Source organism: Sphingomonas sp. GW821-FHT10C01, assembly GCF_059415525.1.
Map to the genome: position 1 here is coordinate 1,743,726 of NZ_JBWKNK010000001.1, position 15,265 is coordinate 1,758,990.

General features: G+C 68.2%; 8 protein-coding genes. 7 read left to right on the plus strand and 1 reads right to left on the minus strand.

What is annotated here, in order from left to right:
- Window positions 1-5 precede the first annotated feature (5 nt).
- Genes AC07M1_RS08465 through AC07M1_RS08495 form a run of 7 tightly spaced genes read left to right on the plus strand, consistent with a single transcriptional unit; the run spans window position 6 to window position 11,720 of the window.
- Window positions 6-3,281, plus strand: coding sequence for a family 78 glycoside hydrolase catalytic domain (locus AC07M1_RS08465; protein WP_495162104.1), 3,276 nt, complete (start codon window positions 6-8; stop codon window positions 3,279-3,281).
- Window positions 3,278-4,735 (plus strand): carboxylesterase/lipase family protein, encoded by a 1,458-nt coding sequence (locus AC07M1_RS08470; protein WP_495162105.1) that lies wholly within the window; start codon window positions 3,278-3,280, stop codon window positions 4,733-4,735. Before AC07M1_RS08465 ends, AC07M1_RS08470 begins: the two co-directional genes overlap by 4 nt.
- Window positions 4,732-5,622: an alpha/beta hydrolase gene (locus AC07M1_RS08475; RefSeq protein ID WP_495162106.1), complete on the plus strand. Its 891-nt coding sequence runs from the start codon at window positions 4,732-4,734 to the stop codon at window positions 5,620-5,622. Before AC07M1_RS08470 ends, AC07M1_RS08475 begins: the two co-directional genes overlap by 4 nt.
- A complete protein-coding gene (locus AC07M1_RS08480; protein ID WP_495162107.1) occupies window positions 5,619-7,214 on the plus strand; it encodes a tannase/feruloyl esterase family alpha/beta hydrolase in 1,596 nt (531 codons plus the stop codon). Before AC07M1_RS08475 ends, AC07M1_RS08480 begins: the two co-directional genes overlap by 4 nt.
- Window positions 7,211-8,875 carry an AMP-binding protein gene (locus AC07M1_RS08485; RefSeq protein WP_495162108.1) on the plus strand — a complete coding sequence of 555 codons (1,665 nt, stop codon included), beginning with the start codon at window positions 7,211-7,213 and terminating at the stop codon, window positions 8,873-8,875. The genes AC07M1_RS08480 and AC07M1_RS08485 overlap by 4 nt, the downstream gene beginning before the upstream one ends.
- Complete coding sequence (locus AC07M1_RS08490; RefSeq protein ID WP_495162109.1) at window positions 8,875-9,189, plus strand: hypothetical protein; 315 nt, start codon at window positions 8,875-8,877, stop codon at window positions 9,187-9,189. Before AC07M1_RS08485 ends, AC07M1_RS08490 begins: the two co-directional genes overlap by 1 nt.
- A complete protein-coding gene (locus AC07M1_RS08495) occupies window positions 9,186-11,720 on the plus strand; it encodes a glycoside hydrolase family 3 C-terminal domain-containing protein (RefSeq protein ID WP_495162110.1) in 2,535 nt (844 codons plus the stop codon). Before AC07M1_RS08490 ends, AC07M1_RS08495 begins: the two co-directional genes overlap by 4 nt.
- A 47-nt stretch (window positions 11,721-11,767) precedes the next feature.
- Here the strand turns inward: AC07M1_RS08495 and AC07M1_RS08500 are convergent, their stop codons facing one another.
- Window positions 11,768-15,247, minus strand: coding sequence for a hypothetical protein (locus AC07M1_RS08500; RefSeq protein ID WP_495162111.1), 3,480 nt, complete (start codon window positions 15,245-15,247; stop codon window positions 11,768-11,770).
- Window positions 15,248-15,265: the final 18 nt, after the last annotated feature.

Here is a 15,265-nt window from a genome sequence, read left to right on the forward strand (position 1 = left end):
TCGGCGTGTTGCGTACACTCCCCTTTTCCGGAAGCGGCCACTGCATCGGCCGCTTCCGGGTTTTTACCGGGGCGCTCCTGCTGGCCGCTTTGGCGCCCGCGCAGGCGGCGGATCCGGCGAAGGTGCCGGAGGGGCTGCGCGTCGAATATGCGTCGGGACCGATCGGTCTCGACGAGCCCGCGCCACGGCTCGCCTGGCGCTCACCGGTCGCGCGCCAGACGGCATACCGCATCCAGGTCGCGCATTCGCCGCAAGCGTTTGAGCGGGGCGAGTTCGTCTGGGACAGCGGCAAGGTCGCGTCTATGGACAATGTCCAGATCGCCTATGCCGGCCCCGCGCTCGTGTCGCGCGGCCGCTACTGGTGGCGCGTCCAGGCCTGGGATGGCGAGGATCAGGCAAGTGGCTGGAGCGCGCCTGGCTTCTGGGAAATGGGCCTGCTCGCCCCGGCCGACTGGCGGGCGCAATGGATCGCCGGGCGCTCGCCCGACGCGCATGACTGGCGCGACCTCACGCTCGACGTCGATCTGACGCTGACCGGCAAGTCGGTCGACGTGCTGTTCCGCGCACTGCCCAGCGGCAAGACCTATGGCGATGCCTATGTCTGGACGCTGAGCGACGGCACCGCGGGCGCCACGCTGACGGCAAGTGTGCGCCGCTACCCCGGCGGATCGAGCTCAACGGTCAAGACCGACTTGTTGAAGCGCATTCCACTCGCCGCGCCGCTCAAGGACCGGCGTAGCCGCCTGACGATCCGCGCCGAAGGATCGCGTATCGTCACCCAGCTCGACGGCAAGACGATCGATACGCTCGAGGACGCCACCCACAGCCACGGCACGATCGGCTTCGCCGCCGCCGAGCCGAAGACCGCGACGATCCATTCGGTCGCGGTCACCGGCACCGGCAGCGCTCCGTTTCGCACGAGCTTTGCGCGGAACGAAAACCCCTTCACCGGCGGCTCGGTTGAAGCGGATGGGCTGGCCATTCCCGCGGGCGTCCCCCGCGTCGCCTTCGTCCTCCCGATCGAGGCACCCGCGCCGCTGCTGCGCCGCAACTTCGCCGTCGCGCGCAAGCCGATCGCGCGTGCGCGACTTTATTATGCGGGGGCGGGGATGCCCCGTGTCCTGCTCAACGGCGCGCCGGTCGGATCGCCGCTCGGCGCGGGCTTCACCGCCTATGACAAGCGCGTGCTGAGCTATACCCAGGACGTGACGGCTCAGCTTCGCGCAGGTGAGAATGTGCTGGGCGCCGAACTCGGCCGCGGCTGGTATGCGCTGACCGATCCCGACGAATGGTATTTCCACGCGGCGCCCTGGCGCGGCGCGCCGGCGATCAAGGCGCAGCTCGAGATCGACTATGCCGACGGTACCCGCCAGACGGTTTCGACCGGCGAGGATTGGCAAGCCGCCGACGGCCCGACGCGCGGCGACTCCGTCCATCGCGGCGAACGCTATGACGCACGGCTGCTGCCTTCGGGCTGGGACCGCCCAGGTTTCCGCACGAAATGGCAGCCCGCAGCGGTCGTCGCCGGCCCCGCCGGCAAGTTCGCCGCCGCCAATGCCGAGCCGATCGAAGCGGTCGAAACGATCGACTCCGTATCCGTCAAGGAAACCGCCCCCGGTGTCTGGGTGCACGATTTCGGCCGCATCGTCGCGGGACGCCCGGTGCTCGAGGTCAGCGGCCCGCGCGGCGCCACCGTCTCGATGATGGCGGGCGAGAAGCTGGCGGCGGACGGTCGCGTCGTGCCGGTCTCGGGCCTGATCCACGCCCAGCTCCAGACCGACCGCTACACGCTGGCGGGCAGGGGTATCGAGCGCTGGGAGCCGAGCTTCGGCTATCGCGGCTTCCGCTATGTGGAGGTGCGCGGCGCGTCCGGCGTCAAGCTCAAGGCGCGCATCCTCCATTCCGCCGTCGCCCGCACTGGCAGCTTCGCCAGCGCCAACCCGTTGCTCGGCAAGATCGACGCGGCGGCGACCGGCACCATCCTCAACAACCTCCACGGCTTCGTGACCGACACTCCGGCGTTCGAGAAGAATGGCTGGACCGGCGATGCCCAGGCTTCGGCGGGCGCGGCGGCGCGCAGCCTCGACGTCGCGCGCGTCTGGACCAAATGGCTCGCCGATTTCCGCGATGCACAGGCATCGAACGGGGAAATTCCCGAAATCGTCCCCGCGACCCCTTATTACGGGTATGAGAACACGCCGGGCTGGAGCATCATCTGGGGCCCGACGACGCCCTGGGATGCCGCCGCGCTGATCCTGCCGTGGGAACTCTACACCACTTATGGTGACACGCGCATTCTGGCGCAGAACCACGACATGCAGCGGCGGCTGGTCGATTATACCGCGACCTATATCAAGGCGCCTGACTATCGCCGCGCCGCGGGGCTGAGCGAGTGGATGCCGCCGGGCTCGCTCGACTTTCTCAACGCACGCGGCGGCGGGGTCGATGCGGTGACGACCGCCTATTTCTTCCGCGAGGCCGATCTGCTCGCGCGGTCCTCGGCGGTGATCGGCAAGGCCGAGGATGCCGCGCGCTACCGCCAGCTCGCCGAGGCGATCCGCACCGCCTACAACGCCCGCTACTGGGACGACGCCAATGGCTGGTACCGCACCGTCGATGCCAAGGGCGTCGCGGGGCCGGCGGCGCAGATTCAGAACGTCCTTCCGCTCGCCTTCGGCATGACGCCCACTGGCCGCGAGCAGGGTGTCGCCGACGCGATCGCGCGCGATGTCGACAAGCAGGGGCTGCGCACCGGCGTCTACGGCACGCGTCATCTGCTAGAGATGCTGAGCGATTACGGCCATGCCGATCTCGCCTATCGCGTCGCGACACGCACCGACGAGCCGAGCTGGGGCTGGTGGATCGCCAACGGCCATTCGACGATGTTCGAAAGCTGGAGCCTCGAAAGCCGCTCGCGCGACCATCATTATTTCGCGTCGATCGCCGACTGGATGCGCCAGCGTCTTGCCGGCCTTCGCCCCGGTGCGCCGGGCTACAAGACGGTGCTGGTCAAGCCCGCGATCCCGGCCGGTCTCGCCTCGGCGGAAGCGGTGATGGAGACGGTCCATGGCCGCGCCGCCTCGCGCTGGAAGGTCGAGGGCCGCCGCCTGACGCTCACCGCAGAAATCCCCGCCAACACCGTGGGCGACATCCGCGTGCCCGAACGCTTCGGCACCATCGCCGCGCCACAGGGCGCCGAGCTGTTGCGCCGGGAGGGCGGCTATGCGGTCTATCGCACTGGCCCCGGCATTTTCGAATTCCGCACGGGAGGCGGTCAATGACCCGGTTGCTCACTCTTGCCCTGCTCGCCGCGGCGCCCGCCGCCGCGCAACAGGTGACCATGGACAGCGGCGCGCTGACCGGAACCACCGCCGATGGGGTCGCCTCGTTCAAGGGCATTCCCTATGCGGCGGCGCCGGTGGGCGAGGGGCGCTGGGCGGCGCCCGCACCGGTAACCCGCTGGACCACTCCGCGCGATGCCACCCGTTTCGGCGCCGACTGCGTCCAGAACGCGGTGCCGGGCGATGTCAGCCTCGGCGCGCCGATGGCCGAGGACTGCCTGTTCCTCAACGTCTGGACGCCCAAGGTTGCGGCGGGCGCCAAGCTCCCGGTGATGGTCTGGATCCACGGCGGCGGCTTCGTCGCGGGATCGGGTGCGCTCGCGCCGACCGACGGTGCGCAGCTGGCGAAGCGCGATACCGTCGTCGTCACTTTCAACTATCGGCTCGGCCGCTTCGGCTTCTTCGCGCATCCGGCGCTGGAGGGCGCGAACTGGGGCCTGATGGACCAGATCGCAGCGCTCGCCTGGGTCAAGCGCAACATCGCGGCATTCGGCGGCGATCCGGCCAACGTCACGCTCTTCGGCGAGAGCGCGGGCGGGGAGTCCGTCGCGCGGCTGATGGCATCGCCCGCCGCCACCGGCCTGTTCGCCAAGGCGATCGCCGCGTCGGGCGGCGGACGCGACCGCTGGCCGACGCTCGCCGAGGCGCAGATCAAGGGCGGTGCCTTCGCGGCTAAGAACACCGCCGCCGACCTTGCCGCGCTCCGCGCGCTCCCGGCCGACACTGTGCGCGGCGGCATCACCATCCTCAACAAGGAAGAGGGTTTCTATTCCGGCCCGGTCATCGACGGGACGATCGTGCCCGGCCACGCCGATGCGGTCTTCGCTTTGGGCAAACAGGCGCGCATCCCGTTCATCGCGGGCAGCAACGACGACGAGCTCGGCTTCGTGCCCGCGCCGTTCCTGCCGATGGTCAATGGCCCGCTGCTCAAGCAGCTCGGTTCGGGGGCGGAGGCGGTGAAGGCGGCCTATGGCTCGGAAGAGAAGACCGCGCGTCATCTTGCCGGCGACGCGATCTTTGTCGAGCCGGCGCTCGCGCTCGCCAGCCGTCATGCGAAGGGCGGGGCACCCACTTGGCTCTACCGCTTCGGCTATGTCACGGAAGCCAAGCGCGAGGCCGGCAAGGGCGCCGCGCACGCCAGCGACGTGCCGTTCCAATTCGGCAACCTTCCTGCAGACGCCACTGTAGCCGATCGCGCAGCGGCAGCGCAGCTCATGAGCTACTGGACTTACTTCGCCCGCACCGGCGACCCCAACGGCAAGGGCGCGCCCGCATGGCAGCGGCTCGACCCGGCAAGCCCTGCGCTGCTCGTGATCGGCATTGACCAGACCGCGATGGCACCCGCCGCAACCCCGCCGATCGCCGCCATCGCCAAGGTAAGAGACTCGCAATGAAGAAGATCACGCTGCGCATTCTGGCCGGGCTTGCTGCGGTCGCCGCGCTTGCCACCGTTGCGCTGATGCCGGTCGCGGCGCCCGCTTCGGCACAGGAAGTGGTGCGGCTGTGGCCGAATCAGCCCGCCGCATCGCCCGGCGAGCGGGAAAAGCGCGCGCCGTTCGGTATCGTCGTCACCAACGTCCAGGATGCGACGCTGACCGTCTATCGACCCGACCCCAAGAAAGCGAACGGCACCGCGGTGATCGTCGCACCCGGCGGCGCCTTCCACCTGCTGTCGATCGAGAATGAGGGCGAGGCGGTCGCGCAATGGCTCAACGAACGTGGCATCACTGCGTTCGTGTTGCGCTATCGTCTGCTCAAGACCGGCGGCGATCTGCCCTTCGCGATGCTGCGTTACATGACCAACCTGCCTGAACTGTCCAAGGCGGTCGAACCGCTGCGGCCGCTGGCGACGGCGGACGGCGAACAGGCGGTGCGTCATGTCCGCGCCAACGCCGCGCGCTACGGCGTCAAACCGAACCGGGTCGGCCTGATGGGCTTCTCGGCGGGCGGCGCGGTCACGGTGTGGACGATGCTGGCCAACAAGCCGGATGCGCGCCCGGATTTCGCCGCCGCCATCTACCCCGGCCTGCTGCCCGACCCGATCGTCGCACCCAAGAAAGCGCCGCCTTTGTTCGTCGCGGTCGCCGATGATGACAAGATTTCGCGTGGCGACAGTGCGCGACTCGACGCCGCCTGGCGTGCCGCCGGTGCCCGGTCGCAGTTCGAGAGTTTCGCCAGCGGCGGCCACGGCTTCGGCATGAAACGTCAGGACAAGCCGAGCGACGGGTGGACCGATCGCATGCAGGCATGGATGAATTCCCTGGGAGTGCTCAAGAAATGAAAGCGATCCGCTTCGCAACCTTGAGCGCGCTCGCGCTCGTCATGGGATCGGCCACCGCGCAGACGCCAACGCTGGTCCCGCCACCGGGGCCTGCCGTTGCCAGCTGCGCCGCGCTGACCGGCCGCGTACTCGCCAATGGCAAGATCGAGGCGGCGACCCCGCTGACGATCGGCACCCCGGTCGATACCGGCCCGGGCATGCCGGGCTTGCCCGCCGCCGCGGCCTTTTGTCGCGTGCAGGCGGTGATGACCCCGGTCCCCGGCTCATCGATCAAGGTCGAGGTGTGGCTGCCCGAGCGCATGGCGTGGAACGGCAAGCTGCTGGGGGCGGGCAATGGCGGCTTCGGCGCCAATCTCGGCATCCCGGCGCTGTTGATGCGCGGTGCGGTGGCGAAAGGCTATGCCTCGGTCGGCAGCGACATGGGCCATTTCGGTAAGAGCGACGTCGACGGCAGCTGGGCGCTCAACGCACCCGAGAAGATCAAGGACTATGGCTGGCGCGCCAACCATATCGCCGCGCAGACCGCGAAACAGGTGATCTCGGCCTATTATCTGGCGCCGCTTTCCGCGAGCTACTTCCATGGCTGCTCGGACGGTGGGCGCCAGGCGTTGATGGAGGCTCAGCGCTTCCCCGACGATTATGACGCGATCATCGCGGGCGCCCCGGCGATCCCGTGGACGCGGATGGCCAGCGCCTTCGCCAGCAACGCTCAAGTGCTGCGCCAGCCGGGCGCCGTACTCGGCCTGGCCCAACTCAAACTGCTGCAGACCGCATCGCTCGCCAAATGCGACAAAATCGACGGCGTCGCCGATGGCGTGATCGAAAATCCGCGCAAGTGCGGCTTCGATCCGGCCGCGCTTCAGTGCAAGCCGGACGCGAGCGGCGAGTGCCTGACCCCGGCGCAGGTCGCGGCGGCACGCCATCTTTATCAGGGGACGAAGGGTCCCGACGGCAAGGCCTTCTACCCCGGCTTCGCGCCGGGCGCGGAGGGTGAGCCGGGTACGTGGGGCATGTGGCTGACCGCCGCCGACTCCCAGCATGCGAAATTCTCGGGCGAGTTCTTCCGCTACTTCGTCCACAACGATGCCGATTGGCCGGCCTCGCGCTTCAACCTCGCCAGCGACTATCCGCTGGCCAAGGCGAAGCTCGGCAAGGAGCTGGATATCGAGAGCGCCGACCTCAAGGCGTTCTTCCGCCGTGGCGGCAAGCTGCTGATGTATCATGGCTGGCAGGACGCGGCGATCCCGCCGGAAAACACGATCGGCTTTGTCGGTCGTGTGCTCGCCGCCGATCCGCAGGCCCGCGATCGCATCCGCCTCTTCATGGCGCCGGGCATGTCGCACTGCCTTGCCGGACCCGGCCCGAACGTGTTCGACGCGCTCGGCACGCTCGACACCTGGCACAAGGGCGGCCCCGCACCCGAGCGGATCGTCGCGACCAAGTTCGACAACGACATGTTCGGCTATCTCGGCTTCCCGGCCAAGGCGCAGCGTACGCGCCCGCTCTGCGCCTGGCCCAAGGTCGCGCGCTGGGACGGCAAGGGTTCGACCGACGATGCCGCGAGCTTCACCTGTGAGGTGCCGGGCAAATGAGCTTTGTCACTCCGGGACTCAGCCATGTTCGCGGCACCGATACGCCGCCGCTGATCGAGCATACGATCGGCGAGGCGCTGGTGCGTGCGGCGGAACAATGGGGTGAGCGCGATGCGCTGGTCTCGGTCGCGCAGGGCATTCGTTGGAGCTTCGCCGAACTGCTTGCGCGGAGCGATGCGCTCGCCTCCGGGCTGCTGGCACTGGGGCTCAAGCCCGGGGAGCGGGTCGGTATCTGGTCGCCCAATTGCGCCGAATGGACGCTGACCCAGTTCGCGGCGGCGCGCGCCGGCCTGATTCTGGTGACGATCAACCCCGCCTATCGCCTGTCCGAGGTCGAATATACGATCAACAAGGTTGGCCTTGCCGCGCTGGTCGCGGCCGAGCGCTTCAAGACCAGCGCCTATGCCGAGATGATCGAGACGCTCGGACCGGCGCGGCTGCCGACATTGCGTGCTCAAATCCTGATCGGCGGGAACGCACGGCCGGGCTGGCTGCGCTTCGCCGATATCGCGGCGCATCCGGTCGGCGCGCTGCCCGACGATCTGCACGCCAGCGATCCGATCAACATCCAGTTCACCAGCGGTACCACCGGCCTGCCCAAGGGCGCGACGCTCAGCCACCGCAACATCCTCAACAACGGCTATTTCGTCGGTCGGGGCATGGGGTTGAGCGCACAGGACCGCATCTGCATTCCGGTGCCGCTCTATCATTGCTTCGGCATGGTGATGGGCAATCTCGCTAGCCTGACGCACGGCGCGGCGATGGTTTATCCGGCGCCCGGCTTCGATCCCGAGGCGGCGTTGCGCGCGGTCGCAGCGGAGCGCTGCACCGCGCTTTACGGCGTGCCGACGATGTTCATCGCGATGCTCGCGCATCCGGTGCTCGACAGCCTTGATGTCACCTCGCTGCGCACCGGCTGCATGGCGGGGGCGATCTGTCCCGAGCCGCTGATGCGTGAGGTGATCGACCGGCTGCACATGCGCGACGTGACGATCGGCTACGGCATGACCGAGACCAGCCCGGTGAGCTTCCAGACCGCGCTCGACGACCCGATCCATCGGCGCACCGGATCGATCGGCCGCGTGCAGCCGCACCTCGAAAGCAAGCTGATCGACGCCAACGGCAACATCGTTCCGGTGGGCCAGCCAGGGGAACTCTGCACACTCGGCTACTCGATCATGCACGGCTACTGGGACGAACAAGAACGCACCGCGGAATCGATCGACGCCGATGGGTGGATGCACAGCGGCGACCTCGCGGTGATTGATGACGAAGGCTATGCCAACATCGTCGGGCGCCTGAAGGACATGGTGATCCGCGGCGGTGAGAACATCTACCCGCGCGAGATCGAGGGTTTCCTCTACAGCCATCCCGCGATCGAGGATGTCGCGGTGGTCGGCGTGCCGGACGAACGCATGGGCGAGGAGCTGTGCGCTTGGGTGCGGCTGCGTGCCGGAGCGGAGGCCGATGCCGAGGGCATTCGCGACTTCTGCCGCGGCCAGATCGCGCATTTCAAGGTGCCGCGTTACGTCCGCGTCGTCGCCGAATTCCCGACCACCGTGACCGGCAAGGTCCAGAAGTTTCTGATCCGGGAGGCGATGATCGCCGAACTCGGCAGCCAATCCGGCGCACAGACCGCCGAAACCAAGGAGAACACGTGATGAAGCTTCACCTCATGCTCGGGGCGGCTTTGCTCGTTCCCGCCGTCGCCATGGCCCAGACCGCACCCGCAGCGCCTGCTGCCGATGCCGCCAAGCCCGCCGCCAAGTTCAACCTCGACACGCCGATCGGCGAACTGCTCGCGAACGAAGCGGCCAAGGCGGTGCTCGACAAGGAGCTGCCGGGCCTGACCCAGTTGCCCCAGCTCGAGATGATCAAGGGCCTCGGCCTCAAGCAGCTCCAGCCCTATTCGGACGGCAAGCTCACCGACGAGCTGCTCGCCAAGACCGAAGCCAGCCTGGCTGCGATCAAATGAGATTGGGTGCGGCAATTGCACTGACCCTCGCCACGACGGCGCCGGCCGGATCGCAGGAGGCCGCACCGGTCTATCGCGATGCGAAGGCACCGCTTGAGGCGCGGGTCGCCGACCTGATGGCGCGGCTGACGCTGGACGAGAAGATCCTGCTGCTTGCAGGTGAATCCTCGATGGCGCTCAATCCGATCCCGCGCCTTGGCATCCCGGCGGTGAAGATGACCGACGGGCCGACCGGCGTGCGCTCGCCAGACGGCAAGCCGGCGACGGTCTTCCCCGTCGGCGTCGCGCTGGCAGCGAGCTGGAATCCCGATCTTGCCGCCACGGTCGGCGCGGCGGTGGCGCGCGAGACCAAGGCGCATGGCGCCGACGTGCTGCTCGCACCCACCGTCAACATCGTCCGCACCCCGCGCTGGGGCCGCAATTTCGAGACTTATTCGGAAGACCCGTGGCTGAGCGGGCGCATGGGCCTTGGCTATGTGCGCGGCGTGCAGGGCGAGGGGATCGGCGTCTCGCTCAAGCATTTCGCGGTGAACAACCAGGAGAGCTACCGCTTCGTCGTCGACTCGATCGTCGACCAGCGCACGCTGCGCGAAATCTACCTCCCCGCGTTCGAGATGGTGGTACGCGAGGGTGACCCATGGTCGGTGATGGCGTCGTACAACAAGATCAACGGCGTCTTTGCCGCCGAAAATCGCTGGCTGCTGACCGATCTGCTCAAGAAGGAATGGGGATACAAGGGCTTCGTCGTCTCCGACTGGGGCGCGACGCATACCACTGCCGAGGCGGTCAATGCCGGCATGGACCTGGAGATGCCCGGCCCGCCCAAACATTTCGGCGACAAGCTCAAGGCCGCGGTCTCCGAGGGCAAGGTCAGCCCGGCGCAGATCGATGACAATGCCCGGCGCATGGTCCGGCTGATCGTGCGCAGCGGCGTGATCGAGCGTGGCGCCTCGCGTCCGGAAGCGGCGACGCCGCTCCGTCAGTCCGCGATCGCGCGCAAGGCGGCCGAAGAGGCGATGGTCCTGCTCAAGAACAACGGCGTGCTGCCGTTCGACCGCTCGATCAAGTCGCTCGCGGTGATCGGCCCCAATGCCGATGTCGTGCGAATGCAGGGCGGCGGCAGCTCGAACGTCGTGCCGTTCGAGACGCAGACCCCGTTGGATGCGCTGCGTGCGGCGCTGCCGGGCGTGCGCATCACCTATGAGAAGGGCGTCGACAATGAGGAGACGCCGCCCGCCGCCGATGCCAAGCTGTTCAGCCCGGACGACAAGCGCGCCGAGACCGGCCTCACCGGCAGCTATTTCATGACCACGGATGCGAGCGGCACGCCGGTCAAGACCGAGCGCGTCACGCGCTTCGTGCGCTGGATCAGCGGCAATGTCGCCGGGCCCAAGGCGACCGGCTATGCCGCGATCCGCTGGGACGGGATGTTCTGGCCACGCACCAGTGGCGTGCACGAGTTCAGCGTGCGTGGCACCGGCACCCCGCAGGTGACGCTCGACGGCAAGGTCATTCTGGAGAAGACGAGCAAGGTCGTTCCCGACAATCGCGACGTGCTCGGCTTCCCGGTGCCGCGCCGTACGGTGCAGGTGACGCTGGAGGCGGGACGCGGCTATCCGATCCGCATCGACTACGCCAATGGCGGTACGCCCTACGAGAATCTGAGCTTCGGCGTGCGCGAGCCGCAGCCTTCGTTCGACGCCGCGGTCGCGGCGGCGAAGGGCGCGGATGCGGCGATCGTGATCGTCGGCTCGTCCTCGACTACCGAGGGCGAAGGCTATGACCGCGCCAATATCGACCTGCCCGGCGAGCAGAACCGGTTGGTCGAGGCGATTGCCGCGGCCAATCCGAAGACTGCGGTCGTGGTCAATGCGGGTGCCGCGATGACGATGCCCTGGTCCGAAAAGGCGCCGGCGATCGTTAGCATGTGGCTGCCGGGCGAGGGTGGCGCGGCGGCGCTGGCCGATGTGCTGACCGGCAAGGTCAACCCGTCGGGCAAGCTGCCGGTGACCTTCCCGCAGCGCAGCGGGGACGATCTGGCCGATCTCAAGACCTCGAAGAGCGCCTATTCGGAAGGGCTGCTGGTCGGTTATCGCGGCTATCAGGCACGCGGTGTGAAGCCGCTGTTCCCGTTCGGGCACGGGCTTTCCTACACCAGCTTCGCTTATTCGGCGTTGAGCGTGCCGGCGCGCGTGGCGGCTAGCGACGCGGTGAATGTGCAGCTCTCACTGCGTAATACCGGCAAGCGCGCGGGGCAGGAGGTTGTCCAGCTCTATGTCGAGCCGGTCAAGCCGCAGCCGGGTGAGCCGCCCCGTACACTCCGCGCGTTCCAGAAGGTCGCAATCCCTGCGGGCGGACGGCGGAGCGTGACCTTGAAGCTCGATCCGCGCGCCTTCTCCGCATACGATCCCAAGGCCGGCGGCTGGCAGGTTCGTCCGGGTACCTATCGCGTGCTGGCAGGCGCATCATCGGACGACATCCGACAGGTGGCTACGGTACAGGTGGACGCTGCGGCCTCGACTATTCGCTAGAGCCTCCGGGCGGCCAGTTGGGGGAACTGGTCGCCCGGAATATTTGCTCAACAGATGGGTGGAATGCTCGTCAGCGGCGAGGTTCTGAGGAAGCGTTCATAGCCAAGCTGACCGGCGACGGGGTCGGGGTAGGGGACCTCGCCGGGCAGCGTTTCGACCACAAGGCAACTGAGCGGCGCGTCCGGGCCTAGCGTGAGCAAGGCCAGGCTGGCCGTGATCTCGGCGCTGGACCAGTCGGTCTTGCCGTCGCTGGCCTTCAGGGCCGCAACCGCCTGTCGCCTGCCGCGTGGATATTTCTGTCGTCGCGGCGGATCGAGGCGGCGCGTGCCGAGCAGGATGTTACGCCGATCGGCATCGTCGGCCTGGTGGACGCGGGCGTAGAGCAGCGCCCACAGATCGGTGACGGGCGGGGTTGGACGCACCGAGCGTCCGTCGCGGACTGGATCGGCGAAGGCAGCGCTGACCGTGAGCCTGCTCTTGGTGCGAGTGACCGCGCAGGCAAGCGGCGGCGCAGCATGTTGGATTCCCGCGACCCGCAGGACTCTCCCCGGAAATCCCTGCGCCGTGCTCCAGATGCCGAAATGGCCGACCCGGAATTCATAGGTGAAGAAGCCGAACAGCTGTGGGTCGTCGGGCGTGAGGCCTGGGGGCAGGGGCAGGAGAAAGTGAATCGGACTAGAGGTCGGCAGCAACAGCTGCATGCTCCCCTGACCCGCACGATCGTCACCCTGACCGGGCACGACACGGCGGATCGGTTCGGGATCGATGGGAAGCGGCAGATCCCAGACATCGGGGACGCCGAGCGCCTGGTCGGTCAGCACCGGATCGGGCGCGCTTGCCAGCACGCGCGCATAATAGCGATCCTCGGGATCGTCGGGCGGGCGATCGAATTCCAGCCACACCGCCTTTTGCCGCTCTTCGCTCGCTGAATAGGCGGGATCGCGGCGATAGGGGGACAGCGCCAGCCCCGCCGAGACTAGCTTGGGCACCTGTGCCGGAGGTGTAGTCACAGGGAGCAGGATATCCGCGTCGATCGGGGCATCTTCCTGGCCGGGGGCGGTGCGGAAGACGGGCGTGATCCGGTATTCGGGGTCCAGCGGACGTGGAAAGGCGCCGGCCGCCGGTTTGGGGTCGATCGCATCGAGGAAGACGATGGTCGAGCTATCGCGTTCGTCATCGCCATCGGCTTCATGTCCGGCGCTGGTGCTGCCGGCCACGCGGCCGACCTCCTGCCCGTCGCGTTCGATGCGCAGATGGTCGAGCCCATCCCAGCTCCAGTCGCGGCGGAGCTTGAGTACAACCGCGACCAGCCAGAGCCGCGTCATCTCGTTGGCGGTGGCAAAGCTGAGGCTGGCGCCGTCCGGACCGATGACATGGCGCAGCAGCGGGCTAGCCCCGATCATGAGGCGCTGGCCGCGTCGCGCGCGCAGCGTGGTGCCGGTGCGATCCAGATCGAGTGCGACAGCGAGGCGACCGAGCGGGTCCTCGCCCAACAGTGCGCCATGGCCGGCGCTCTTCTGTGCCGCCGCCAGAGCCGGGGAGGCGGGTTCGGCGGGTTGCAGGAAGAAGCCTTCGATCAGCGATCCGCCACCCTGCTGGAGCAGGTCGCGTTCGTCGCTGGCCGGCGCGCGCATCACCACCATGCGCGTCTGCCCGCGGCGAACGTCATCGCCCGCATAATAATCGGGCTTGGCGGCGGCGAGCGGCGTCAGCTGGAGACGAACGTTGCGGGATGTGGGCAAGGCGAGCGGACCTGCCGGCGCAATCGGGAGATCGTGCGCATCGGCGATGTCGGTCCAGTCGAAGTCGAGCGTCAGTGCGCCCGTGCCGGGATAGGCGCGGGTGACGGTATAGAGCGGGCGATAGCGCGTCGCGGCGCCGGGTTCGGGCGTGGCGACCTCCACGACGATCTCAAGCTGGTCGACATCGGGGTCGGGAAGCCCGGGCGCGCGCTCCGCGAGCTTGGCCGGGGCGATGTCCGCAAGGAGATCGGTCTCCGATCCTCCTGCCATCAGGCAGGCGGGGAAACCGAGCAGGGGCCGGGAGACGTCGAGGTTGGCGGGCGGATCGGCCTCGTCCGCTTCGAGCGGGAGCATCGGCGCGATCGAAACGCCGGTCGGACGGACGTGGCGGCGGAAGTCGAGGGTGGCGACGGGCTGGGGGCCGCCATTGCGCCGCTCGCTATCCGCCGCCGGACCGCCGCCGGTCAAGTCGTTGAAGCGCACGCGGAACTCGTAGCTGCGCCCGTAGCGAAGCGAGGTGAGCGGCGGCAGCCCTTCGACCGCGCCGGTCGCCGGGGTCAGGCCCTTCAGCTGCGCGGCGACCGCATCGACCCCGATCAGCGATCGGCCGGTCCAGGCGGTGAAATAGCTGGGCAGCCAGCTGCGCCCGGCTAGGTCGCCCATCAGCCGGTTCGGTGCGACCTCGATCCGCCAGTCGAGCTCGGCATTTCCCAGATTGTTGCCGCCGAGAAGGACGGCGGTGTTGGCGCGGACCAGCGAGTCCCAATCGGTGGCGCCGGCTTCGCGCACATCGATGCGATAGCCCATCACGCCCATCGGGGCGTCGGCGGCGCCGGGCGAGCTGTCGACCTGGCGATTGAACCAGGTGACGATCTGTTCGTCGTCCCAGCCGAGCTGGATGCCGCGATCCTCGGCGGGGCGTTCGCCATCCTCGTCCGCGATCGGATCGGCCTGGGCGGGCTGGCGCGCATAGACGGCCTTGGCGAAGCCGTCGTCATACTCGATCGATTCTCGGAACAGATCGTCCCAGGCGACCCCGGGCGGCGGCGTGGCGCCGACGGGGAAGAGCACCGGCGTAAACAGCGGACGTTCTTCGGTGAGCGGAGGAATGCGCGCGGCGTAACAGCGCATCGCGCCGGGCATGCCGACAAGGCCGCTCCACGGGCTTCCCGGCTTCAGCGTGACGTAGAGCCAGCCGCCATCGGCGACGATGCCGGTGGGCGGCGCGACCGTGAACTGGCGGACGAGGCCGATCGTCTCCGCCAGCAGTGGCTGGCGCAGTGCCTGGGCAAGCACCTTGCCCCAGGACATGACCGGCGGCTCGACCTTGACCGAGGTGCCCGGCGGGATTGGCGCATTGATCGCGCACCGATAGCTGTCGTCGGTGAGGAGGAATGGATTGTCGCCGCCATAGCCGGTCGCGAGGCGATAGGCGGGCGGCGCGTATTTGAGGATGCGCGGGGCGCCGATGCGACCGTCGATCGGACCGGCGCCTGCGTCGATGGTGAATTGCGCATTGAGCGCTGCGCAGATCGCGGCGGCGCTGGCGGGAGCGGGCGACGGTCGGTCGATGCTGGTCGCTATGGCGCCGAAGGTCGGCAGCTGGGACAGGTCGGGGATGAAGCGCAGCTCGAAATCGAAATCCGTTGCGACATAAGGCGTCAGCCCAGCGGCGGGCGGCGCGGTGGGATCTGTCTGCGGCGCGACCAGCAGGCGGAGCGACAGATCGGTTCCGTCATAGCCCTGCAGGAAGGGAAGAAGGATCAGGCGGATCGGCAGCGACATGGGCGGCTCCTGCTCCGG